This window comes from Sorangiineae bacterium MSr11954 (assembly GCA_037157815.1).
GTDB classification, from domain to species: domain Bacteria; phylum Myxococcota_A; class Polyangia; order Polyangiales; family Polyangiaceae; genus Pendulispora; species Pendulispora albinea.
The window spans coordinates 12,032,950-12,053,359 of the sequence record CP089984.1 but is presented as its reverse complement, the minus strand read 5'-3'; the positions used below and the strand labels follow the sequence as shown (position 1 = coordinate 12,053,359).

Here is a 20,410-nt window from a genome sequence, read left to right as displayed (position 1 = left end):
GCCCAAACCCACCTTCTGCGGCACAAAAAAAGCCCCGAGCGACGAATCGCCCGGGGCTCGTTTACGACGTTAGCGCCTTCTATCAGAAGTCGCCGTGGCCGTGGCCAGCGTGACCGCCGGCTGCCGGGGGCTCCTTGTCCTTCGGGCGCTCGGCGACGAGGCACTCGGTCGTGAGCATGAGGCTCGCGACGGAGGCTGCGTTCTGGAGGGCCGTGCGGACGACCTTGACGGGGTCGATGACGCCTTCGGAGAGGAGGTTGCCGTAGGTGTCGGTGGCGGCGTTGTAGCCGTAGTCGTCTTTGCCTTCCTTGACCTTGTTGACGACGATCGAGCCTTCGAGGCCCGCGTTCGCCACGATCTGACGGAGGGGCTCCTCGATGGCGCGGCGGATGATGTTGACGCCGAACTTCTGCTCGTCCGTCACCTTGAGGCCGTCGAGGATCGACTGGGCGCGGACCAGGGGAACGCCGCCGCCGGCGACGATGCCCTCTTCCACGGCCGCGCGGGTCGCGTGGAGCGCGTCTTCGACGCGGGCCTTCTTCTCCTTCATCTCGGTCTCGGTGGCAGCGCCGACCTTGACCACCGCGACGCCGCCCACGAGCTTCGCGAGGCGCTCCTGGAGCTTCTCGCGGTCGTAGTCGGAGGTGGTGTTCTCGATCTGGCCACGGATCTCGGCGATGCGGCCCTTGATCTTGTCCTTGTTGCCCGCGCCGTCGACGATGGTGGTGTTGTCCTTGTCGAGCGTGACGCGCTTGGCGCGGCCGAGGTCACTGATGGTGACGTTCTCGAGCTTGAGGCCGAGGTCCTCCGCGATCACCTGACCGCCGGTGAGGACCGCGATGTCCTTGAGCATCTCCTTGCGGCGATCGCCGAAGCCGGGGGCCTTGGCGGCGGCGCAGTGGAGCGTGCCACGGAGCTTGTTGACGACGAGGGTCGCGAGCGCCTCGCCCTCGATGTCCTCCGCGATGATGACGAGCGGCTTCTGCTGACGGGCAATGGCCTCGAGCACCGGGAGAAGATCCTTCATGTTGGAGATCTTCTTCTCGCTGATGAGGATGTACGGATCGTCGAGGACCGCTTCCATGCGCTCCGGATCCGTGACGAAGTACGGCGAGAGGTAGCCGCGGTCGAACTGCATGCCTTCCACGACCTCGAGGATCGTCTCGGCCGTGCGGCTCTCTTCGACGGTGATGACGCCTTCCTTGCCGACCTTCTCCATGGCCTCGGCGAGCTTGTCGCCGATTTCCTTGTCGCCGTTGGCGCTGATGGCGCCGACCTGGGCGATCTCTTTCGGATCCTTCGTCTGCTTCGCCTGCTTCTTCAGCGCGTCGACGATCGCTTCGACCGCCTTGTCGATGCCGCGCTTGATTTCCATCGGGTTGTGACCGGCGGCGACCAGCTTGCTACCTTCGCGGTAGATCGCCTGCGCGAGCACGGTCGCGGTGGTGGTGCCGTCGCCGGCAACGTCGCTCGTCTTGGAGGCGACTTCACGCACCATCTGGGCGCCCATGTTCTCGAAGCGGTTCTCGAGCTCGATCTCCTTCGCGACCGTGACGCCGTCCTTGGTCACCGTCGGCGAGCCGAAGCTCTTCTCGATGACGACGTTGCGCCCCTTCGGTCCGAGCGTAACCTTCACAGCGTCCGCCAGCGCGTTGACGCCCGCGAGAATCAGGTTCCGTGCGTGCTCGGTATAAACGATTTCCTTCGCAGCCATGTTTTGCCTCTTCAGTCAGTCTAGTTTTGTCTAGAGTTTCGAATCTTCGCGTTCGCGTGAGCAGTAACCGTGACAGGGACGAAGAGGCCCCTACTTGGTGATGACGCCGAGAACGTCGTCCTCGCGGATGATGACGCGCTCTTCGCCGTCGATCTTCACCTCGGTGCCGCTGTACTTGCCGAACAGCACGATGTCGCCCACCTTCACGTCGAGCGGACGAACTTTGCCGTCCTCTTGGACCTTCCCATTACCCACCGCGATGACCTCGCCCTCGATGGGCTTCTCTTTTGCGGTGTCGGGGATGATGATCCCACCCTTGGTCTTCTCCTCTTCCTTCACGCGCTTGATGAGAATGCGGTCTTGCAGCGGACGAATGCTTGCCATGTTGTTTCTCTCCGTAGATGTGACGGGCCGGTCGATTGCTGGCACTCGTCTGGGGTGAGTGCTAACGGGCCGGCGCGCAAGATAATCGCCCTCCAAGGCTGGTCAAGGGGTGCTCGGCTGAAAAGCCCGATGCGGGCGAACACGGCTATATGCATGAGATTCAAGTCAATTTTGGAATAGCCGTTCAGGTAGCTGAAGTATGTAAATATATGGTCATATAGGTTAGCACCCTACCATGTCGAGTGCTGGCGTCCCGAGGCAGCCGCAACGACGCGCATGGTCATGAAATTGCACCACTTCTTGGCGGACGTTACACCTGAAGAAAGTGCAGTTTCGGGGTGTTTGCTCCCACGGATCGTCCCGCCGGGGCTTTCACCCCTTGGACCTGGAGGGACCAAACCGATGTCGATCGTGGCAACCGTTTCCATTTCCGGCTTCTTCCACGAGATCGTCGAAGACGCGATTCGGACACGGGGGGTGGCCGTGACCGCAGGAACGACGACGTACATCGTCGGCTTGCTCGCCGACTTCGCGAGGCCCGACGGGCGCGCGGGGGAGACGATGGAGCGCCCCCTGGCGTTCCTCCTCGACGAAGCGCTTCACACGGCGGCCCCGGCCGAGCGCTTCGAGCGCCTGCGCACCCTGGGCGACGGAGTGCTCTACACCAGCGGCTTCTTCGGCGATCACTTCGAGGCCCGCGGCGTCGAGCAGAGCTACTTGATCGGCATCGGGCAAACGGCCTACGGCAGCGCGAGCTCCATGCTGCATCGGTCCGGCGCGGCGAGCGACGCGAAGAACGAGCGCCCGTCGATGGACATCTTCGCCGAGCTGGCGGAGAAGTTCGCCACCTTGGTCGACGTGATCGCCGAGGTGGCCGACGACGCCGTCGCCAACGGCGCCGCGGGCTCCAAGGGCCTGCTCAAGCTCTACGAGCGATGGCTCAAGACGGGGAGCGATCGGCTCGCGCACGCTCTGAGCTCGCAAGGCTTGGTGCCCACGCGCGGGACCAAAGGGGTCCTGCAGTGAGCCAATCGCAGCTGGCCGGCAACGGTGTCGACTTGGTGCGGGAGCGCGCGCTCGCCCGCTCGGTGCAGCGCGCGCTGGAGCGCCTCTATCAGATCGACGAGGGGCCGGACGTGCATGCCTTCGTGCAGCCCGCGATGGAGGGCGAGCGCGAATCGCTCCTCCTGCGCCAGGGCGAGGACGGCGTGCTCGAAATGGCGCTGCACCTGCCGGCCTTCGTGCGCGCGCCCGCCAAGGACGGCGGGGATGCGGGCTCGGAGCTCGGGCTCGATGCGCTCTGCCAATTGATCGAGGGCGTGAGCCACTTCGTCTACGTGGCCGAGCGCGCGCGCCTGGATCGCGAGGCCACGCAGCTGGAGCTCGAGGTGCAAGCGGAGGTGGACAAGTACGTGGTGCTCCTCGCGTCGACGGGCGATCCGAACGTGGCGAGGAGCGGGGCGCTGCGCGCACGCCTCTACGAGCAGGTGCATTTTCGTCACGTCGAGGGGAGCGAGCCGGGGGAGCGCTACCGCGTCGCCAACGACACCGCCGCCAAGCTCGCGCGGCGGCTGGAGCGCGAGTTCATCGCGCCCCGTCGGATCGCGAAGATGCGGGACGAGCTTCGTCTCTTCTATCGAATGGGCCAGGAGGACAAGCTTCGCTACGCTCGGATGACATGATGCCGCTGGGCGGCACGGGCTCGATCGTCGACTCGATCTCCGCCAGCTCCGCGAGCGACATGCGGTGCTTGCGCGCGATGAAGCGCTCGCGATATGCGAGCGCCGCCATGCGCGCGACGCCGCTCAAGAACCACGCGTTGTAGCTCGCCGCCGCGACGCCGAGCACGACGACGGCCGCGCGCGCCGTCTTCTTCTTCGGCCGCAAGACGCGCCGGAGCAAGCCGCGCGCAGCGTCGAGCAAGCCGGCGAAGCGTGAGACGCGCTTGGCCGCCTCGGTGACGCGCGCCAGATCGGCGGCCTCCACCTCGCGCGGCAGGCGATTCGGACAGAGGGCGGAGACGAAGATCTGCGTGGCGAAGGCGCGCTCGTCGGGATCGTTCAGATCGAAGCCATAGCGGATGCCGTACTCGCTGATCTGCCGCATGGCGAGCCACGCGAGCAGCGGCTTTCCGAGCGCGAGGCCGCGAACGCCAAACGCGCCGGCCGCGAGACCCAAGAGCACGCCCGCGAAGCCATACTTTGGCTCGAGGCCGCGCACCGTTTCATCGACCTCCCACAAATCGAGGCGCGCGATGTCGGCCACCGAACGCATGGGGCGCATGGTCAGGCGCCGGAGATCGCGGCGACGTACGCGGCCCACCGTCTTGGTCGCCGTATGCCCCAGCGCGGCAAGTATGCGCCAGAGGCCGTGTGTCACCACGTCGGGGGTGTCTCCCAGGCTCTGTGGGTTTTGTGGGTTTTGCGGCTCCGCGTCGAGCGGAGCGTTGCTTCGCGTCATCACGTGGACGAGGCTGGAGACCGGTGTTCGGTAGGGCGAGATGGCCGCCGAGACGGCGTCGCCGAGGGCCGATTGTTCGTACGGCGTCAGCGCAGGCTTGGGCGCGTGTTGCATCGACGTTTCGCTCTTCGCGTTGCGAGCGCGGCGAGGGCCTTGCTCGGCAGTGGGGAGGGGAAGAACCGAATCGACTCGAGAAAGCTAAGCAGCGGGGAGCGGAAGCTCCGGCGGCGATGGGACCAGCGGCGCCGAGGCTGCGCGCGCCCCAACGACGCGAACGGTGCGACCGAGTTGGACCGCCATATCGGCGGCCACGCGTTTCATATCGACGATCGTTTCATGGGAAGTGCTGCGGTCGCACGCAAGTAGAAGGCTCGGCTTGGGTCGCTTGGCGCGTGCCAGCGAACGAACGAGGCTACGCGCGATGGCGGCGCGCCCTTGCTCGACGCTCTCGGCCGCGCGGCGCGAGGCCACGAAGAAGACCGTCGGCGGAAGCCGCTTCCCCATGACCAAGGCCTCGGCGCGATCGCGCACCCGTTGGGCGAAGAGCGCGGGCGGCTCGTGCGATCGCTGGATGACCACGGTCACGGCCACGCCTGCGCCGGCGAGCTCGCGCATCCACTGCCCCCAACGGGTGCCGTGTTCGGCCACCAGCATGACATCGGCCGGCTCCGTTGGCGCACGGACGCCTGATTCGTAGCCCGCGAGCACGCCCTCGAGCGCGCCCAGAGATGGGGGCGATGCCAGAGACTTGGGGGCCGGAGCAGACGGGATCGATGGATGACTCGGCGACGTCATAAAGGCCAAAGTCAGCAAGACGCACGCCATGGGTGGTCAAACGATCCCCATCACCCTGAGTAAGCCGACACCGTTCTACCTGTCCGCTAGCGCGCGCATCTTTGCATAGGAAGGGACCGAACGAATCTTCGGGCGGGCGCATTTCGGGCCAGCAAATGCCAGCTGTGACACGGGGAAAATCGCCACGGCCCACGGCTTCGACGTGTCGTGATGTGTCGTTCGCAATTCGTACGGCTCGTTCGAGCCGATTGCTCGACGGGTCAGAGGCGCCGCGGGCATATGCTTTGCTGAGCAATCAAACAACACATGTCCCGAGCTAACGCCCCGTGTGTGCTGCGCTTTTTGCGCAGACGTCGCGCTGACGCAACACGATCCCCTGCTACTGTATCGAGGATGCGCTGCATCCTCTCCCTGGCGGCGATTTTCGCCGCAAATTTGGCTGCGGGCGATGCTCGAGCCGAACCGGGAGACTTTGGGCGGGGCTTCGATTTGGGGCGCCTGGTCGACCAGGGTGTTCGGTTCCTCCGGCAAACCACGCAACCACGTGGCAATCGGCCGACCGACCTTCCCTATGCGGCGCGCACACCGTCGTTGGTCGAGCTGGAGGCGATGTTTCCTTCGCGGGATCCTGCGTTGCGTGACGGGTTCGTTCGAGCGGGAATGCTCGAATTCAGTCACGTCGGGAGCATGGGGACGGCGGCCGGCGAGGACAAGGGGCCTGCGGCGCGCGAGCCGCGCAAGAGCGACTTCCAGCCCCGCTTGAGGCTGTCGCTGGTCGCGCGCGACTGGAAGGGGGCCATTTCAATTGCCGGGGGTGGCACCATCCCGACCGACCAGATCCGTCTGACCCGTTCGAGCCGGATGCTCATCGGCCGCATCTCGGCGGGCGATGGCCCCGTTCGTCCGTTCCTGCACATTGGCTTGGGCGAGTGGCGCTACGACCCCGACCTTCTGCCGTTCCAGCCGCGCAATCAGGAGTACGCCACGCAGTTCAGCGGGGGCCTCGAGGTGCGCATTTCGAAGTTCATCGCGTTCGCGTGGGAGAACAATTACGTGGTGCTCTGCCGCGAGAAGCGCGAGCCGCACAACGTTCCCAACCCCTACATTTTGGGCACGTTCGGCGTTCTGCACGTCGACTACTGATGCGTCGCGCGCGCTGCGTGCGCTACGTGCGCTACGTGAATGGATGCACGAAGATGCGCGCGACGCCTGGCTCTTGGGCATCGATCGTTGTCCGTCGTTCGTCGATAGGATACGACCGGAGCGTCATTCACCATCAGGGAGGGAGGATCTTCCATGCGATTTCGCATAGCGCTTCTGGTGATGTGCGGCCTTTCGCTGCCGGCGTGCTCGAAGAACGAAGAGGCGAAGCCAACGACGACCACCACGGCAACGAGCGCGAGCGCGCCCGTGCAAACCGCTCCAGAGCCGCCGCCGCCCGCACCAACCCCGCCGCCCCCGGCCGAGGTCGAGACGAGCACCGAGATGAAGGGGTTCCTCGCGCTGCTCGACGGAAAGCCCGAAAGCACGAAGAAGGCGCTCAAGCAGTACGGAGGAAAGACCGTTCAGAACGATGCCCTCGGATCGCTCGCGCTCAAGGATCCCAAGGTCACCAAATCGGAGAAGCTCGGCACATTGCAGTGCTACTCGGTGGAGAGCACGGCGGGGGCCACGAAGCACACGTCGCGATTGTGTTGGGATGGGTCGGGAAAGATCGCGCAGATCACGGACAAGAAGGAGTGAGCCATGAGCAACGTTCATGAGTCCGAAAAATTCGGTCGCATCGATCTCGCCACCACGGCGGGCCTTCAAACCGCGCTCAGTTTCCTCGGCTACGATCCGGGTACCGTCGACGGCCTCGACGGCCCGAAGACCCAAGCCGCCCTCCGCGCCTTTCAGGAATCGGCGGGCATCACCGCGGACGGCCTCATCGGCCCCAACTCCCGCCGTGAGCTCCTGAGCGCCCTCGAAACGGCGGCGAGCCAGCAAGACAACACGTAAGGGTCGCCCGTTGGGTGCGGGGGTCGAAGGCGCGACCGCCGCGGTTACGCGTGCAGCGCGTCGAAGAACGCGTGCAGCATGCGGTACGTCAGCCCCCACACCACGCGGTTTCCCACGCGCAGAGACGGCAGCTTGTAGAGGGTTTCGCCGTTTCGAAACTCGAACGGCTCGGCCGTCTCTCCGCGTGCGAGCGGTCCCAAGGGGGACCAAATGGCCTCGGCCACCTCGCCGTCGGAGAACACGAGGTTGGCCTCGGCCCGCGGGATGGCAAATACGAAGGAGGCCACCGTGAGATCGAGGACGGTGCCGCGCGCGGTGGCCGACACCTCGGGCAGCCGGAGGAGCAAGGCGCCGTGCGCGCGAAGGTCGAGGCCCACTTCTTCGCGGGTCTCCCGGATGGCGGTGTCGACGATGCTCGGATCCTGCTCCTCGTGCCGGCCCCCGGGGAATGCCATATGACCGGACCAGGGATCGTGCGGGTGCTCGGCGCGGCGGATGAAGAGGATCTCCGCGTCCCCGCCATCGACCCCCTCGCGCAAAATGGCGGCGACCGCGGCGCGTTTGGCGGAGGGCTGGGCGGGCTCCGGCGAGCCGGGATGCCGCGCGAGACGTTCTTTGATGACGGAAAGCGCGTACGAATCTAGCAAGGGAGGACACAAGTAGTAGCATGGCGCGGCATGACTCAGGGCCTGCGCACACTCATTCGTTCATTCGTCCGTGTGTTGGTTCGCGTTCTTCCGGCGATGGTGCCCGTCGCGGGGGTCGCGGCCGCGGGGCTCCTCGTTGGCTGCGGCACGCCCAAGGTGTCGATGGGAACGGGCACCCGCGAATACGTGGCCTCGGACTATCCGCAGGTCCTCAAGCGCTGGACGCGCAATGCCAGCCTCATCGTGGTCTCCGAGCTCGATGACCTTTTGACAGTCACGGCCACCTACCAGTCGTGGGACTTCCGCTGGGCTTACGTCATTCGCTACGCGCAAGACTTCCGCCTCACCATCGAGCAGCGCCGGAGCCTGCTCGAGACCACCTTGAACGAAACGCGGGACACGCACTCGTTCTACATCGCGCTCTACGGCAGCAACCGCCGCTGGACCGATCTCACCAAGCCCAATAGCGCCTGGATCGTTCGCCTCATCGACGACCAAGGAAATGAAACGGCGCCCATGAACATCGAGGCGATCCCCAAGCCTGGCGCCCTCGAGCGCACTTATTTCCCGTACACCACCGTGTGGCGGCAGGCCTTCCGCATCAAATTTCCGCGGTACTACGGGGATGGGAGGCCGGCGATCGCGCCCGATGCCAAGTGGTTCGGGTTGCGGTTCGCCGGCGCCGAGGGAAACGAGGAGCTGCATTGGGATATCGATCCGAATGCGAATGCGTCGCAGGCGGCGTTTGGGGACAAGGCGCCGGCTCCGTTCTTTTGACGGCTCGGGAGATCGCGCGCGAGGTCGGCCCGCGCGGGTGCGAGCTCGCGGCGCGGGGGCGCGAGCTCGCGGCGCGGGGGCGCGAGCTCGCGGCGCGCGTCAAATCGGTCCGAGGACGCGGTCGATGTACGCGTTGGTGAAGCGGCCGGACGGATCGACGTGGGCGCGGACGCGGCGGAAGTCGTCGAAGCGGGGGTAGCGGCTGCGAAGGGTGCTGGCGCCGAGCGTGTGCATCTTTCCCCAGTGGGGCCGCCCGCCAACATTTGCGACGATGGATTCGAATAGGTCGAAGTATTCGCGGTAGGGCATGCCGACGAATTGGTGAATGGCCACATAGGCGCTGTCGCGGCCCTGGGCGGTGGAGAGCCAGATGTCGTCGGCGGCCGCCACCCGGACCTCGACGGGGAGCAGGACGGACAGCGCGAGCTTGGGCACCTCGATGCGCAGCTCGCCCAGCACGTCGGCCAGGGCCTCGCGCGGAATGGCGTACTCCGATTCGACGAAGCGCACGTGCCGGCTGGTGACGAAGACGCGGTGCGAATGGTCGCTGTATTTGCGGGCCGAGAGCGCCGTGGAGAAGATGCGGTTCAGCGGTCGCACCAGGCTGGGGACGGCGCGGCCCAGACGGCAGAGCGCACCGAGCACCTTGTTCTCCATCACGTCGTATTCGAAGTAGTGGCGCAGAGGGCTCAGCGGCGAGGGCGCGGTGCCCGCGGGCAGACGGTTGTTTCGCTTGGTGAGGGCGTGGTCGCCATACGGGAACCAGTAGAACTCGAAGTGGTCGTTGTCCCGGACCAGCTCGTCGAGCTTCTCCAGCACGTCGCCCAGCGGCTCCGGGCGCTCCTCGGCCGCGAGGACGAAGGACGGAACGCAGCGCAAGGTGACCGTGCTGATCACGCCCAGCGCGCCGAGCCCCACGCGGGCCGCGTTGAAGAGCTCCGGGCGCTCCTCGCGCGAACAGCGCACGATTTCGCCGTCGGCCAGCGCGAGCTCCAAGGCCTCCACCTGCGTGGCGAGCCCGCCGAGCTTGACCCCGGTGCCATGGGTGCCGGTGGAGATCGCGCCGGAGATGGTCTGCGCGTCGATGTCGCCGAGGTTGGCCATGGCCAAGCCCAGCGCATCGAGCTCGGAGTTGAGTTGGCGAAGCGTGGTGCCCGAGCGCACCGTCACCCGACCCGAGCTGGGATCGGCATCCACGATCCCATGCCATGCGCCGAGATCGATGGCCACCTCGGAGGTGGCGGCGATGTCGGTGAACGAGTGGCCGCTGCCGCGCGCGCGGACCTTCAAGTTGCGCTGACCGGCGCGCACCACCGTCTGCGCGATGGCGTCGGCGCTGGTCGGGCGCGCGATCTCGCGGGCGGTGGCGCTGGCGGTGCTCGCCCAGTTGGTCCATTGGAGGTTCGGGCTCGGTATGCCTTGGGCGATCGACTCGGTCATCCGCACCTACACACGACGGCGCGCCTCCTTCCCGGACAGCGCCTGCGAAGCAAGCGTGAGCGAGGATGGAGCGCGGTCAGAAAGATGACGACGGAAAGCGACGTGACCGTAAGCGAAAGCTGTTCACGGTTCAAGGATGGCCGTCGTAGCGTTGCGAGTCATGTCCGCCCACGTACGTCGAACGCGGTTGGATGGTGCCACCCGCGATCTCGACCCGCCGTTTGCGCTCGTCGACCTCGATGCCTTCGATCGAAACGCGGCCGATCTCGTGCGCCGCGCGAGCGGGCGGCCCATTCGCCTGGCGAGCAAATCCATCCGCTGCCGCGAGCTGATCGCGCGCGCCCTCGCCATGCCGGGGTTCGCGGGCATCATGTGCTACTCGCTCGCGGAGGCGCTCTGGCTCGCCGATGAAAAAACGGGACGCGACTTGCTGGTGGCCTACCCCACCGCCGACCGCGCCTCCTTGCGAAAGCTCGCCGCCGACGAGGCCGCGCGCAGCGGGGTGACCATCATGGTCGACTCGATCGCGCACCTCGATTTCGTCGACGCGGCCTTGGGCAGCGGTCACCCGACCGTCCGCGTGTGCCTGGAGCTCGACGCTTCCTGGCGACCGGTGCGCGGGGTGCACGTGGGCACGCGGCGCTCGCCTGTGCATACACCGGAGCAAGCGGCCGATTTGGCGAAGGCCATCCTGGGGCGCAAAGGTTTTTCGTTGGTGGGCATCATGGCGTACGAAGGTCAAATCGCCGGCCTCGGGGACGCTCCGCCAGGACGGCGCGCGCGGGGCTCCGCGGTGCGCTGGATGCAGCGTCACTCGGCGCGCGAGCTTCGGGAGCGACGCGCGGCCGCGGTGGCCGCCGTGTCGGCGCTGACGCGGCTCGAGTTCGTCAACGGCGGCGGAACGGGGAGCCTCGAGGTGACGGCGGCCGAGGCGTGCATCACGGAGCTGGCGGCGGGCTCGGGGTTGCTCGCGCCGACGTTGTTCGATGCCTACCGCACCTTTCACCCGGAGCCGGCGGCGCTGTTCGCGCTCCCCGTCGTTCGAAGGCCCGCGCCGCGCATCGCCACCTTGTTCAGCGGCGGCTACCTCGCGTCGGGCACCGCCACCCCCGATCGGCTGCCGCAGGCTTATTTGCCCGAGGGATTGCGGCTCACCGAGCTCGAAGGCGCCGGCGAGGTGCAAACGCCGGTGGTGGGCGATGCGGCCGATTCGCTGCGCGTGGGGGATCGGGTCTGGATGCGGCACGCCAAGGCCGGCGAGCTGGCGGAGCGCTTCACCGCGTTTCATCTCCTTCGCGGCGAGGCCATCGAGCGCACGGTTCCCACCTACCGGGGCGAGGGGCGCTGCTTCGGCTGATCCGGTCGGGGCTTGTATGGGACCGCGCGATCGCGCACCCTCGGAACATGCGCAACGCGGTCGTCGCGGCAGCCATTTTGTTGGAGAGCACGGTAGGTTCCATCGCATGGGCTCAGTCGGGTGGTGCGGGCGGGGGTGCGCCGGATGCGGTGACCGCGCAGGCGCTCTTCGACAGCGGCAAGGCGCTCATGAAGGAAGGTCGTTATACGGAAGCGTGCGATAAATTCCAGAGCAGCCACCGCATCGATCCCAAGCCCGGAACCGTCTTCAACCTGGCCTATTGCTACGAGCAGAACGGGCAAACGGCGAGCGCGTGGGCCCGTTACGTGGAGGCCGCGGAGTTTGCCGCGCGCGACCACCAGCGGGAACGCGAGAGCTACGCCCGGGAGCGCGCGCGTCTTCTGGCGCCAAAATTGGCGCGCCTCACGATCCAAAGCGGGGCGCTGCCCGAGGGCGCCGTCGTTCGGCGCGATGGCGCTGCCGTCGACAAGGCGGTGCTCGGAACGGCGGTGCCAGTCGATCCGGGGGAGCACACCGTCGAGGTCACGGTGGGCGGCAAGTCAGCGTGGTCCACGCGCGTGCATGTGGCGACGGGGGCGGCGATGCACGTGAATGTTCCGCCTGCGGCGGCGCTGGGGTCCGCGGCGACCGGCGTGGGTGCCGCGGAGACGGGCGAGAGAGGGGCGGCGGGGGCGGCGGACGGGGATGCGGGCGATGCGCATCGCAGAGGATCGTGGTCCGGGCAGAAGACCCTCGCCGTGGTGGCGCTCGGGGTTGGCGTGGTGGGGCTCGGGGTGGGCACGTACTTCGGGCTTTCGGCGAAGTCCAAATGGGATGACGCCAGGGAGCAGTGCCTCCCGCAAGGCTGTCGGAGCGCGAGCATCGACATGGGCCACGACGCAAAGACGAACGCGACGATCGCCACCGTGGGCTTCGTCGCGGCGGGGGCGGCGCTCGTGGGGGCGGCGGCGCTTTGGTTCACGGCGCCCTCGGCGCGATCGACCGCGGCGGCATGGTCCATCGTGCCGGCGGCCGATCCGCACGCCCGGAGCGCGGGGCTCGTGGCCCGGGGGAGCTTTTGAGCGCGGAGCGATGGCGGCATCGGCAGACGGCCGTCGTCCTGGCGATGGCCATGGGCGCGAGCATCGCGTGCGGCGTTTCGTGCGCTTCGGTGCTGGGGATCGACGAGCTCCCCGTCTACCGCGGCGACGACGGCGGGGACGGCGGGGGGCCGCTCGGCGATCCCGACGGCGGACCTTGGGCAACCGCCATCGCGGCGGGGCGCTACCACGCGTGCGCGGTCCTGAACGATGGCACGCTTCGTTGCTGGGGCAACAATGAGCGCGGTGCGATCGGCGCGCCGGCCGTTACGCCGTATGCCGACGGTGGGTACGCGTTCGACGGACGCGCCATCATGGCCCCCGTCGCGGCGTCGGTCGGAAAGGTGGCGCAGGTCGGCTTGGGCGAGAACATCAGCTGCGCGGTGCTCCCCGACGCCAAGGGCGTCTGCTGGGGGGACGACGCGAAGCGAGCGCTCGGGCGCGGCACCGCGGGGGCGCCCGAAGCCGCACGGCCGCACCCCGAGGCCAAGCCGGTGACGGATCTCGGTGCCGCCGAGCAGATGGGCGCGGGGCTCGGCTTTGCGTGCGCGCTGAGCGGAGAGCGGGTCTTCTGCTGGGGCACGAACGGCTATTACGTGCTGGGGGTCGAGCAGAGCGACCCTTACTTCGTGGCGTCGGCGCAGGAGATCGCGATGCCCGGGCGGCGCGCCGCCAAGCAGCTGGCCGTGGGCGGCTCCCACGTTTGCGCGCTGCTCGACGACGCGCACGTGGCGTGTTGGGGGAACAATTGGAACGGGCAGCTCGGACGGCCGACGGCCGACGGCGGGCGCAATCCCCAGGCGACGCCGCTGGTGATCCCTTCGCTCGCCGACATCGTCGAGGTGCGCGCGGGCGACGACGCCACGTGCGCGCGCGCCAAGAGCGGGCGGGTCTCGTGCTTCGGCAAAGGGCACTTGCTCGGGCGCGGCACCGCCGACGCGGGCGAAGAAGAGTTCACCCCCGCGCCGGTGGTCCTCCCGGAGTCGGCCAAGGCCATCGCCGTGGGCCCGACGCACGCGTGCGCGATCCTGGTCACCGGAGGGGTCCGGTGCTGGGGCGAGCCGGAAGAAGGCAAGCTCGGCTCGGGCCAATCCGACGACGTGACCACCCCGCTCGAGGTGCTCGGGCTACCCGGCCCCGCCGCCGCCCTCGCCACCGCGAGCAACTTCACCTGCGCGCTGCTCGAGGATCATACGCTCTGGTGCTGGGGCGGCGGCTCGCGCGGGCAAGGCAACGCTCCGGAGTCGGGCCCCACGCCGCTCCGCGTCTCCTTCGGCTCGGACGGTCACTGACGCGTGTCGAGCAGACTGCCGATGGATGGCTCGGGGCGGTTCGCGCTGGCGCTCGGGCTCGGGCCGGCGTTCGAGGCTGCACCGGCGCTCGAGGCCGCGCCGGCGCTCGAGGCCGCGCCGGAGTTTGCGGTCGCACCGGCCGCCGGATGCGCGCCTGCGGGGCGCGATCGTGAACGAGGCGGGCTTGCCGCTTTTTCCTTGGGCAGCTCCAAAAGCGCCGACGACGCCGGCGCGCTCGCGCTCGAAGCTTCGGATGCGACCGGCGGGGGCCGACCCAAAGCGGATGCCGCCAAGATCGGAGCTTGCGGCAAGGCCGCCATCGAGACAGCGGCGGAGGGCGTCCCCCACGCCTCCGGCATTTTCCGAACCTCCGGCGTCTCCCCGAGCCCGCGCCGAAGCGCCATGAACCCGCCTGCGCCGGCCGCCGCAAGGACGAGCGCCACCACGCCGCCCACCGCCAGGCGCCGCGTGCGCGCCGTCGCCGTGGAGCTCGCGCTCGCCGACACGCCCATCGACGGCGTCACCCCGGACGAAGACGCCCTGGACGACGACGCCGCCACCGACGAAGACGCCCCCGTTCGCGCGATGGCCGGCGCCGAATCGCGGCGGAGAAGGCGAACGGCGCGCTCCACGCTTCGCGTCGCCTGGCCCGTTCCGAACGGAGCGATGGCGAGCGCGAGATCGGCCACCGTCTCGAAGCGCTGCTCCCGCGCTTTTCGCAGACAGCGAAAAATCGCCTCCTCCAGCGCGGGCGGCAAGCCGGGGACCACGGTCCCCATGGGCGCGGGCTCGCGCTCGAGGACGGCGGCCAGCACCATGGCCTCGGTGGCGCCAGGGAACGGACGCCGCTCGGTGATCAGCTCGTAGAGGATGGCGCCCAACGACCAAATGTCCGTGCGCGTGTCGACGTCCCGCGGCGAGCGGCACTGCTCCGGGGACATGTACGCGGGCGAGCCCAAAAACGCCGTGGTGGCCGTGATGGCGACCCGATCCCCCGACTCGTCGAGCGGATCGAGCATCTTGGAAATGCCGAAGTCGAGCAGCTTGATGAGCGGCTCACCGGCGGGGCGGTTGGCCAGAAACAAGTTCGACGGCTTCAGATCGCGGTGCACGATGCCCAGCTGGTGCGCCTCGGCCACCGCGTCGATGGCTTGGAGCACGTAGTCGACGGCCGACGCAAACGGCAGCGGCCCCTCGTCCACGAGCAGCTCCTTGAGATCGCGCCCCTCGAGCAGCTCCATCACGATGTAGGGCTCTCCGCTGGCGAGCTTCCCCACGTCGATCACCCGCGCCGCGTGCTCGCTCCGCAGCTTGCTGGCCGCGCGCGCCTCCCGCGTAAAACGCTCGAGCGTGTCCGCCGGGCGGTTCGACTCGGCCAGGAGAAACTTGAGCGCCACGGGCTGCTCGAGATCCACGTTGAGCGCGGCGACGACCACCCCCATGCCTCCTCGACCGAGCACGCGCTCCACCCGGTATTTTCCGAGGAGCACGGTGCCGGGGGGGAACGGCTCTTTGCGGTCGCGCACGGGCAGAATGCGACGCTCCACGTCCTCCGCGGTCTCCAGATCGTGCTCTCTCCCCCTCAGGGCCACACGAATCCATCGCACGCCGCGCGCGAAATGCCTAGAGCAGGGCGCGCTCGAACCTAGCAGGCTGGGGCATGCAAACCGCCGGATTACCCGGGGTTTGTCGCGATTTGCTACCGCCGGAACTCGGCCGCGTCGAGCGCGTGGCGGTCGAGCAGGCGATGCACCTGCGCGCGGGAGGTGGCGAGGGCCTCGGCGACGCGGCGGATATTTCCGCGGTGCTCGCGGAGGAGCGCGATCAGCCGCTCGCGCTCACCGTTCTTCGGATGCTCGGGCGCGGCGGCCGGAGCAAGTGAAAGCGGCGCGGAGCTCTCCTCGGGGAACGCGAGGACTTTTTGAATCGCCTCGGGGAGGTGCTGCGGCTGGATGCGGTCGCGGGCGATGGCCAGGGCCGCCGTCAAGCACCGTTCGAGCTCGCGGATGTTGAGCGGCCAGGAGTAGGCGAAGAACGCGCGGATGACGTTGGGGCTGAACGAGACGCGCGCCGCTTCGGGGCCGGAGCGCGCGAGGATGGCGGGGATGATGAGCCCGAGATCGTCGCGGCGCTCGCGCAGCGGGGGCAGGCGGAGCTTGAAGCCGACCAACCGCGCATAGAGGTCGGCGCGAAAGGCGCCATCTTCCACCATGCGCGCCAGATCGCCGTGGGTGGCGGAGAGCAGACGAAAGTCCACGCGCACCGGGCGCGTGCCGCCCACCGGCACGACCTCGCTCTCCTGCAGAACGCGGAGGAACGCCGCCTGCGACGGGAACGGAAGCTCCGCCACCTCGTCGAGGAGCAAGGTGCCGCCGTCGGCGCTCCGCACCAGGCCCGCGCGCTGCTCGTCGGCGCCGGAGAACGCGCCCTTGCGATAGCCGAAGAGCTCCGTCTCGAGCAGCGTCTCCGGCAGCGCGCCACAGTTGACGGGGACCAAGGGCCCCGGGCGCAGCGAGCAGCGGTGGTATCCGCGGGCGATGACCTCTTTTCCGGTGCCCGTCTCACCCTCGAGCAGCACCGGGACCTGCGTGCGCGCGACCCGCGCGAGTTTGTCCAGCTCCCGCGCAAAGGAAGGGAGCAAGGTCGCGAACTCGTCGGCGGCGGGTTTGGGCGCAGCGTCGAGCGCATCGTCCTCGGGCGACACCGCGTCTTCGCGAAAGAGGAAGAACGTGTGCCCGATCTCGAAGAGATCGCCATCGTTCAACCATGCGCGCTGCGCCGCCACGCCGTTGACGAACACGCCATTCTTCGAGTTCTCGTCGACCAGCACCCAGCGGTTGTCGGCGCGCAAGAGCCGCGCGTGCTCCCGGGAGGCCCGCGGATCGGGGACGCGCACCACGATCGTGCGGCGCTCTTCGGATACCACCTGCGCGCCTTCGGGTTCGAGCTCGCCGCGGCCGATGAGCACCTCGTCGACGCCGTGGAGCCAGTAGCGGCGCGCGCGCTCGAGCGGCTGTTCGCACTGAACGGCCAGGACGAGGTACGGCCGCACGGACGCGAGGCGAACGGCATTCACCTCGTGGGAGCGCTTGGACAGGGTCTCGTCGGTCGCCATCTTTGGCGGATTTTACATCCCCGCCAGAACTTCGAGCAACGGAGGGCACGTGACGAGGAGCTCGTGCGCCACCATGCGATCGGCAAAGAGGATGATCGCCCCCTCGGCCGATGCCCGCGCCGTCGCCGGTGCCGCGCCGCCCCCAAGGATGGAGGACGCGAAGAGGAACTGCCCGGATGAAACGTGCTCGACCACGGCACCATCCCGAACGATCTCCAGCGTACCCACGCCCACCAGGACCACCCCCGGAACGGGCTGCCCCTTCTCGACCAGGACGTCGCCCGGCTCCAAGGCCCGCACATCGAGGCGATCGGTGATCTGCCTGCGAAGCGTTGCGTCGAGCCGCTCGCCCAGCGGGCCCATGGTTGCACCCACGATGGCATGGGTCCGGTTGGCCGCCTCGCAGAGATCTTCCTCCACCCACGGGCAGGTGCGAAAAGCTTCTTCCACGGCGGACGCATCCCACGTGGCCACGCGCGCTTGCTCCGACGCGCACACGAACCGCAGCGGGGCGCCGATGCCAATCGAGCCCTGCGCCCGGAGCACGGCGCCCGTGGTCAAGCGCTCGCCGATGGCATCGACGATGGTTGCACATACGTCGACATCGCCCTCGATCACCACGGCCAGCGCAAAACCTGCGGCCTCCTCGTCCGACCGCAGCTCGTGAATCTGCGCGGCCGCCGCGAAGGCTTCGCGCGCATCGTCGGGGAGGTCGGAGAAGGCCTCCGACCGGGAAAGGTCGACCGACTCCCGCTCGATCCGCGGGGGATCGAGGCGGGGTACCTCGAAGAGAGGCCCGCCCGAGCGCGGCACCGGCGTGGGGCTCGGCGGCGCGGGGGTCACCGATCCGGGCGGTATGGGGGTGGTGGAGCCAGGTGCTGGCGTTTCCATCTCGGCGGGTGTGTCCATCTCGGAGGTCGCGGTGCGGCGCGTCGAGACGTCGAGCGCGCGCAAGTCCGCCTTGATTCGCTGGGTCACGCTGTCGAACGCCGCAGCGTCGGTCGGCGGCGGAGGCTCGGGCAGCGGCTCCGGCTCCGGCAGCGGCCGCTCCAGCTCCAACTCGGGCTCCGGAGGCGGCTGCGGATCCTGGAGGCTCACCGGCTCGTACGAGTCAATCGCCGCCTCCGCGGAGCTGGACGATGCCACGGCGGGCGGCGGCTCCTGGCTGATTTGGTTGGCCTCGTCCTCTTCTTCCTCGATGAGCGACAAATTGAGGCTGGGCAGGAGCTCCTCGTCCTCCACGAGCATCGTGGGCTCCTGCGAGCGCATCGACTCCGGCGAGCGCATCGACGCGGGCGGCTCCGGGGCAGGCGGTTCGGGCAAGGGCAGCGGCGGGGCGGCCGGGCGCCTCGGGGGAAGCGGCGGTGGGATCGGTTTTTTCGACATGGATGGCGATGACGCCGACGGACGAGGTACATCTGCGCGCGGGCGCGGCCCCGTTTCGGACGGAGGCCCCGGGCGCGGAGGTCGCGGCCGCCGCAAAGAATCGACGCCCAGGTTGGGCGGTACACGCTTGGGCAGCTCGAGGCGCTCTTGCGCTTGCGCGGAGCTCGAGCGCGGCTCCACGTCGAAGGTCGGCCGCGGCATGCCGCGCACCTCGGGCGGCACCAGGACCTCGCCGCTGATGGCGGCCAGGGTGCGGGCGTTGGTGATGATCTCGTCCTCGAAGCCCGGCGGGGGCTCGAGATCGTCGGGCAGGACGTCGCCGCCCACGGAGATCCCCGGCTCGCCGCCGACGCGCAAACCGGAGGTCCCGAGCTCGCTGGCGCCGCCCCTCGAGCCGGCGTTGCCGGGGACGGGGTGGCGCGCGATCCACTCGGAGAGCTCCGCCGCGTAGCGGGCGAGGATCAGCGCGCGGTCGTCGTTCTGGGACTCGGCGGCGGCTTGCGCGGCTCGTCGAAGCCACACGATCGCGTCGACCCTCTCGTGTCGTTTCCAGAGGGCGTCGGCGGTCTGGAGGGCCCAAACGACGTCCTCCGCGTCGGTTTTTGCGGCAGGCGGGATGCCGTCCATAACACCTTACTTTCTACTACGCGTTAATGCGCAGAGCCGGCAAGTAGGTACACGATTCCGTCGTCGGAGGGGACGATCAGCGAACCGTCACCGAGCAACGTGAGCGGTGCATCCACGTCCGCTCCGGTCGCAAAACGCCAGCGCAAGCTTCCTTGCCGGTCGACGGCATAGGCCGCGTCGTCCTGGGCCCCGAAGTAAAGTGTGCCGTCGTCATCCTCCAGCGCGCCACCATGGACGCCAAACTCGCGCGCCCCCGTTCCCTGCACGCCCATCGATCCCAAGACGCTGCCGGTCGCGGCCGAGATGCGAACCTCACGCGGGGATGGCCCGTAGACACCCGCGAGCACATCGCCATCGCGGCCAATCGCAAGCGGTCCGCGGACGAACCCACCGACCAAGGCCCGCCAGACGATTTCCCCTTTCGAGCCCAGCCGCACGACCTCGCCCCCGTCCGTCCCCATGAACAGCGCGCCATCATCCCCCAGCGCGGGCGAGCCATCGACATCGGAGCCCAGCTCGGTCGACCAGCGCACCGTGCCATTTGGCGCCAGCGCATAGGCACGGTCGTCCTGCGAGCCGACGTAAATTGTGCCATCTTCGGCCACGGCCGGTGTCGTAAAAATTTTCCCGCGGGCGCGGAATCGCCAGGCGACCTCGCCCGAAGGTCGCACGGAGTACACGGTGCGCTCGGAGGCAAAGACGATGCTGCCGTTGGGTGCCAGCGCCGCGCCGGTGTCGGCGTCGCCCTCGGTGTCGAGCTTCCAGCGAATGGATCCGGCGGGGTTGACGGCAAAGAACTGCCGGGCGTCGCTGCCGACATAGATGGTCCCGTCGGCGCCCACACAAGGTGTACTGTACACCCTTCCGTGGAGGTCGACCTTCCACGCGATCCGCCCATCGCGGCCAAGTGCCGTCAGGGTGCCCCCCAGCGACCCGACATAGAGCGTTTTCTCGTCGGGTGAGGCCACGACCTGTCCCTGCACGGGACCGCCCACGTCGGCCTTCCAGGCGACCTTCGCCTCACGCGGCCCGGTGCCGCGGGCGCGGTGCGTCCTGCGCGGGTCGCCGTGCTGCATGCGGGTGACCGCGTCCGGCAGGCGCGCCGAGGACGCCGTGTATGCTGGGCCGCGAAGCGATCCCCCTTCGGCCGAAGCATCGGCGCCAGCATGAGCCGGGGGAGCCGTGGCCGAGCTCCGCGAACGGCGCATGCGAACCACCGCAAGCACCAGCACCAACGTCACCAGCACCACCAGGGGTGCCGCGCGCAGGCGTTCGCGAATCAGCGGGCCGCGCCGCGTGAACGCCGCGCCACGCG

19 protein-coding genes are annotated in these 20,410 nt (G+C 68.5%); 9 read left to right on the top strand and 10 right to left on the bottom strand.

Annotated features, from left to right (window positions below):
• Window positions 1-82: 82 nt before the first annotated feature.
• Window positions 83-1,714, bottom strand: a complete 1,632-nt coding sequence (gene groL / locus LZC94_47695; protein WXB15494.1) for a chaperonin GroEL — start codon at window positions 1,712-1,714, stop codon at window positions 83-85.
• Between the two features lie 90 nt (window positions 1,715-1,804).
• A complete protein-coding gene (groES, locus tag LZC94_47690; protein WXB15493.1) occupies window positions 1,805-2,098 on the bottom strand; it encodes a co-chaperone GroES in 294 nt (97 codons plus the stop codon).
• Window positions 2,099-2,500: 402 nt separating this feature from the next.
• Here groES and LZC94_47685 point away from each other — a divergent pair, with 402 nt between their 5' ends.
• Window positions 2,501-3,124 (top strand): hypothetical protein, encoded by a 624-nt coding sequence (locus LZC94_47685; protein ID WXB15492.1) that lies wholly within the window; start codon window positions 2,501-2,503, stop codon window positions 3,122-3,124.
• Window positions 3,121-3,780: a hypothetical protein gene (locus LZC94_47680; protein WXB15491.1), complete on the top strand. Its 660-nt coding sequence runs from the start codon at window positions 3,121-3,123 to the stop codon at window positions 3,778-3,780. The genes LZC94_47685 and LZC94_47680 overlap by 4 nt, the downstream gene beginning before the upstream one ends.
• On the opposite strand, the gene LZC94_47675 is transcribed toward LZC94_47680, so the two are convergent.
• Both LZC94_47675 and LZC94_47670 read right to left on the bottom strand, forming a co-directional pair.
• The gene (locus LZC94_47675; protein ID WXB15490.1) at window positions 3,683-4,672 is read right to left on the bottom strand and encodes an EcsC family protein; all 990 of its coding nucleotides are present in this window, start codon (window positions 4,670-4,672) and stop codon (window positions 3,683-3,685) included. The two genes, LZC94_47680 and LZC94_47675, sit on opposite strands and share 98 nt — an antisense overlap.
• An 84-nt stretch (window positions 4,673-4,756) precedes the next feature.
• Window positions 4,757-5,353 carry a hypothetical protein gene (locus LZC94_47670; GenBank protein ID WXB15489.1) on the bottom strand — a complete coding sequence of 199 codons (597 nt, stop codon included), beginning with the start codon at window positions 5,351-5,353 and terminating at the stop codon, window positions 4,757-4,759.
• Between the two features lie 660 nt (window positions 5,354-6,013).
• Between LZC94_47670 and LZC94_47665 the strand changes: the two genes are divergently transcribed.
• The 3 genes from LZC94_47665 (at window position 6,014) to LZC94_47655 (ending at window position 7,354) form a co-directional block, all read left to right on the top strand.
• A complete protein-coding gene (locus LZC94_47665; GenBank protein WXB15488.1) occupies window positions 6,014-6,496 on the top strand; it encodes a hypothetical protein in 483 nt (160 codons plus the stop codon).
• 153 nt (window positions 6,497-6,649) lie between these two features.
• Window positions 6,650-7,096 carry a hypothetical protein gene (locus LZC94_47660; protein ID WXB15487.1) on the top strand — a complete coding sequence of 149 codons (447 nt, stop codon included), beginning with the start codon at window positions 6,650-6,652 and terminating at the stop codon, window positions 7,094-7,096.
• Between the two features lie 3 nt (window positions 7,097-7,099).
• Window positions 7,100-7,354: a peptidoglycan-binding protein gene (locus LZC94_47655; GenBank protein ID WXB15486.1), complete on the top strand. Its 255-nt coding sequence runs from the start codon at window positions 7,100-7,102 to the stop codon at window positions 7,352-7,354.
• A 44-nt stretch (window positions 7,355-7,398) separates the two neighbouring features.
• Here the strand turns inward: LZC94_47655 and LZC94_47650 are convergent, their stop codons facing one another.
• Window positions 7,399-8,001, bottom strand: a complete 603-nt coding sequence (locus LZC94_47650) for a CoA pyrophosphatase (protein ID WXB15485.1) — start codon at window positions 7,999-8,001, stop codon at window positions 7,399-7,401.
• 96 nt (window positions 8,002-8,097) lie between these two features.
• Between LZC94_47650 and LZC94_47645 the strand changes: the two genes are divergently transcribed.
• Window positions 8,098-8,778 (top strand): hypothetical protein, encoded by a 681-nt coding sequence (locus tag LZC94_47645; GenBank protein WXB15484.1) that lies wholly within the window; start codon window positions 8,098-8,100, stop codon window positions 8,776-8,778.
• 99 nt (window positions 8,779-8,877) lie between these two features.
• Here LZC94_47645 and LZC94_47640 read toward each other — a convergent pair whose 3' ends face one another.
• Complete coding sequence (locus tag LZC94_47640) at window positions 8,878-10,218, bottom strand: FAD-binding protein (protein WXB15483.1); 1,341 nt, start codon at window positions 10,216-10,218, stop codon at window positions 8,878-8,880.
• A 160-nt stretch (window positions 10,219-10,378) separates the two neighbouring features.
• On the opposite strand from LZC94_47640, the gene LZC94_47635 reads away from it, so the two are divergent.
• Genes LZC94_47635 through LZC94_47625 form a run of 3 tightly spaced genes read left to right on the top strand, consistent with a single transcriptional unit; the run spans window position 10,379 to window position 13,967 of the window.
• Window positions 10,379-11,575, top strand: a complete 1,197-nt coding sequence (locus LZC94_47635; GenBank protein WXB15482.1) for an amino acid deaminase/aldolase — start codon at window positions 10,379-10,381, stop codon at window positions 11,573-11,575.
• A 47-nt stretch (window positions 11,576-11,622) separates the two neighbouring features.
• Complete coding sequence (locus tag LZC94_47630) at window positions 11,623-12,657, top strand: hypothetical protein (GenBank protein ID WXB15481.1); 1,035 nt, start codon at window positions 11,623-11,625, stop codon at window positions 12,655-12,657.
• Window positions 12,654-13,967 (top strand): hypothetical protein, encoded by a 1,314-nt coding sequence (locus LZC94_47625; GenBank protein ID WXB15480.1) that lies wholly within the window; start codon window positions 12,654-12,656, stop codon window positions 13,965-13,967. Before LZC94_47630 ends, LZC94_47625 begins: the two co-directional genes overlap by 4 nt.
• On the opposite strand, the gene LZC94_47620 is transcribed toward LZC94_47625, so the two are convergent.
• The 4 genes from LZC94_47620 to LZC94_47605 all read right to left on the bottom strand — a co-directional run bounded on the left by LZC94_47620 (window position 13,961) and on the right by LZC94_47605 (window position 20,345).
• A complete protein-coding gene (locus LZC94_47620; protein ID WXB15479.1) occupies window positions 13,961-15,574 on the bottom strand; it encodes a serine/threonine protein kinase in 1,614 nt (537 codons plus the stop codon). The genes LZC94_47625 and LZC94_47620 overlap by 7 nt on opposite strands.
• A 92-nt stretch (window positions 15,575-15,666) precedes the next feature.
• On the bottom strand, window positions 15,667-17,082 hold the full coding sequence (locus tag LZC94_47615) for a sigma 54-interacting transcriptional regulator (protein WXB15478.1): 1,416 nt from the start codon (window positions 17,080-17,082) through the stop codon (window positions 15,667-15,669).
• Window positions 17,083-17,094: 12 nt separating this feature from the next.
• A complete protein-coding gene (locus LZC94_47610; protein WXB15477.1) occupies window positions 17,095-19,095 on the bottom strand; it encodes a cyclic nucleotide-binding domain-containing protein in 2,001 nt (666 codons plus the stop codon).
• 23 nt (window positions 19,096-19,118) lie between these two features.
• On the bottom strand, window positions 19,119-20,345 hold the full coding sequence (locus tag LZC94_47605; GenBank protein WXB15476.1) for a PQQ-like beta-propeller repeat protein: 1,227 nt from the start codon (window positions 20,343-20,345) through the stop codon (window positions 19,119-19,121).
• Between the last annotated feature and the right edge of the window lie 65 nt (window positions 20,346-20,410).

Coding starts and splice junctions, on each gene's coding strand:
- groL (WXB15494.1), bottom strand. CDS start 1,714: ATGGCTGCGAAGGAAATCGTTTATACCGAGCACGCACGGAACCTGATT.
- LZC94_47610 (WXB15477.1), bottom strand. CDS start 19,095: ATGGACGGCATCCCGCCTGCCGCAAAAACCGACGCGGAGGACGTCGTT.
- LZC94_47630 (WXB15481.1), top strand. CDS start 11,623: ATGCGCAACGCGGTCGTCGCGGCAGCCATTTTGTTGGAGAGCACGGTA.
- LZC94_47665 (WXB15488.1), top strand. CDS start 6,014: ATGCTCGAATTCAGTCACGTCGGGAGCATGGGGACGGCGGCCGGCGAG.
- LZC94_47655 (WXB15486.1), top strand. CDS start 7,100: ATGAGCAACGTTCATGAGTCCGAAAAATTCGGTCGCATCGATCTCGCC.
- LZC94_47675 (WXB15490.1), bottom strand. CDS start 4,672: ATGCAACACGCGCCCAAGCCTGCGCTGACGCCGTACGAACAATCGGCC.
- LZC94_47670 (WXB15489.1), bottom strand. CDS start 5,353: ATGACGTCGCCGAGTCATCCATCGATCCCGTCTGCTCCGGCCCCCAAG.
- LZC94_47660 (WXB15487.1), top strand. CDS start 6,650: ATGCGATTTCGCATAGCGCTTCTGGTGATGTGCGGCCTTTCGCTGCCG.
- LZC94_47635 (WXB15482.1), top strand. CDS start 10,379: ATGTCCGCCCACGTACGTCGAACGCGGTTGGATGGTGCCACCCGCGAT.
- LZC94_47645 (WXB15484.1), top strand. CDS start 8,098: ATGGTGCCCGTCGCGGGGGTCGCGGCCGCGGGGCTCCTCGTTGGCTGC.
- groES (WXB15493.1), bottom strand. CDS start 2,098: ATGGCAAGCATTCGTCCGCTGCAAGACCGCATTCTCATCAAGCGCGTG.
- LZC94_47640 (WXB15483.1), bottom strand. CDS start 10,218: ATGACCGAGTCGATCGCCCAAGGCATACCGAGCCCGAACCTCCAATGG.
- LZC94_47685 (WXB15492.1), top strand. CDS start 2,501: ATGTCGATCGTGGCAACCGTTTCCATTTCCGGCTTCTTCCACGAGATC.
- LZC94_47615 (WXB15478.1), bottom strand. CDS start 17,082: ATGGCGACCGACGAGACCCTGTCCAAGCGCTCCCACGAGGTGAATGCC.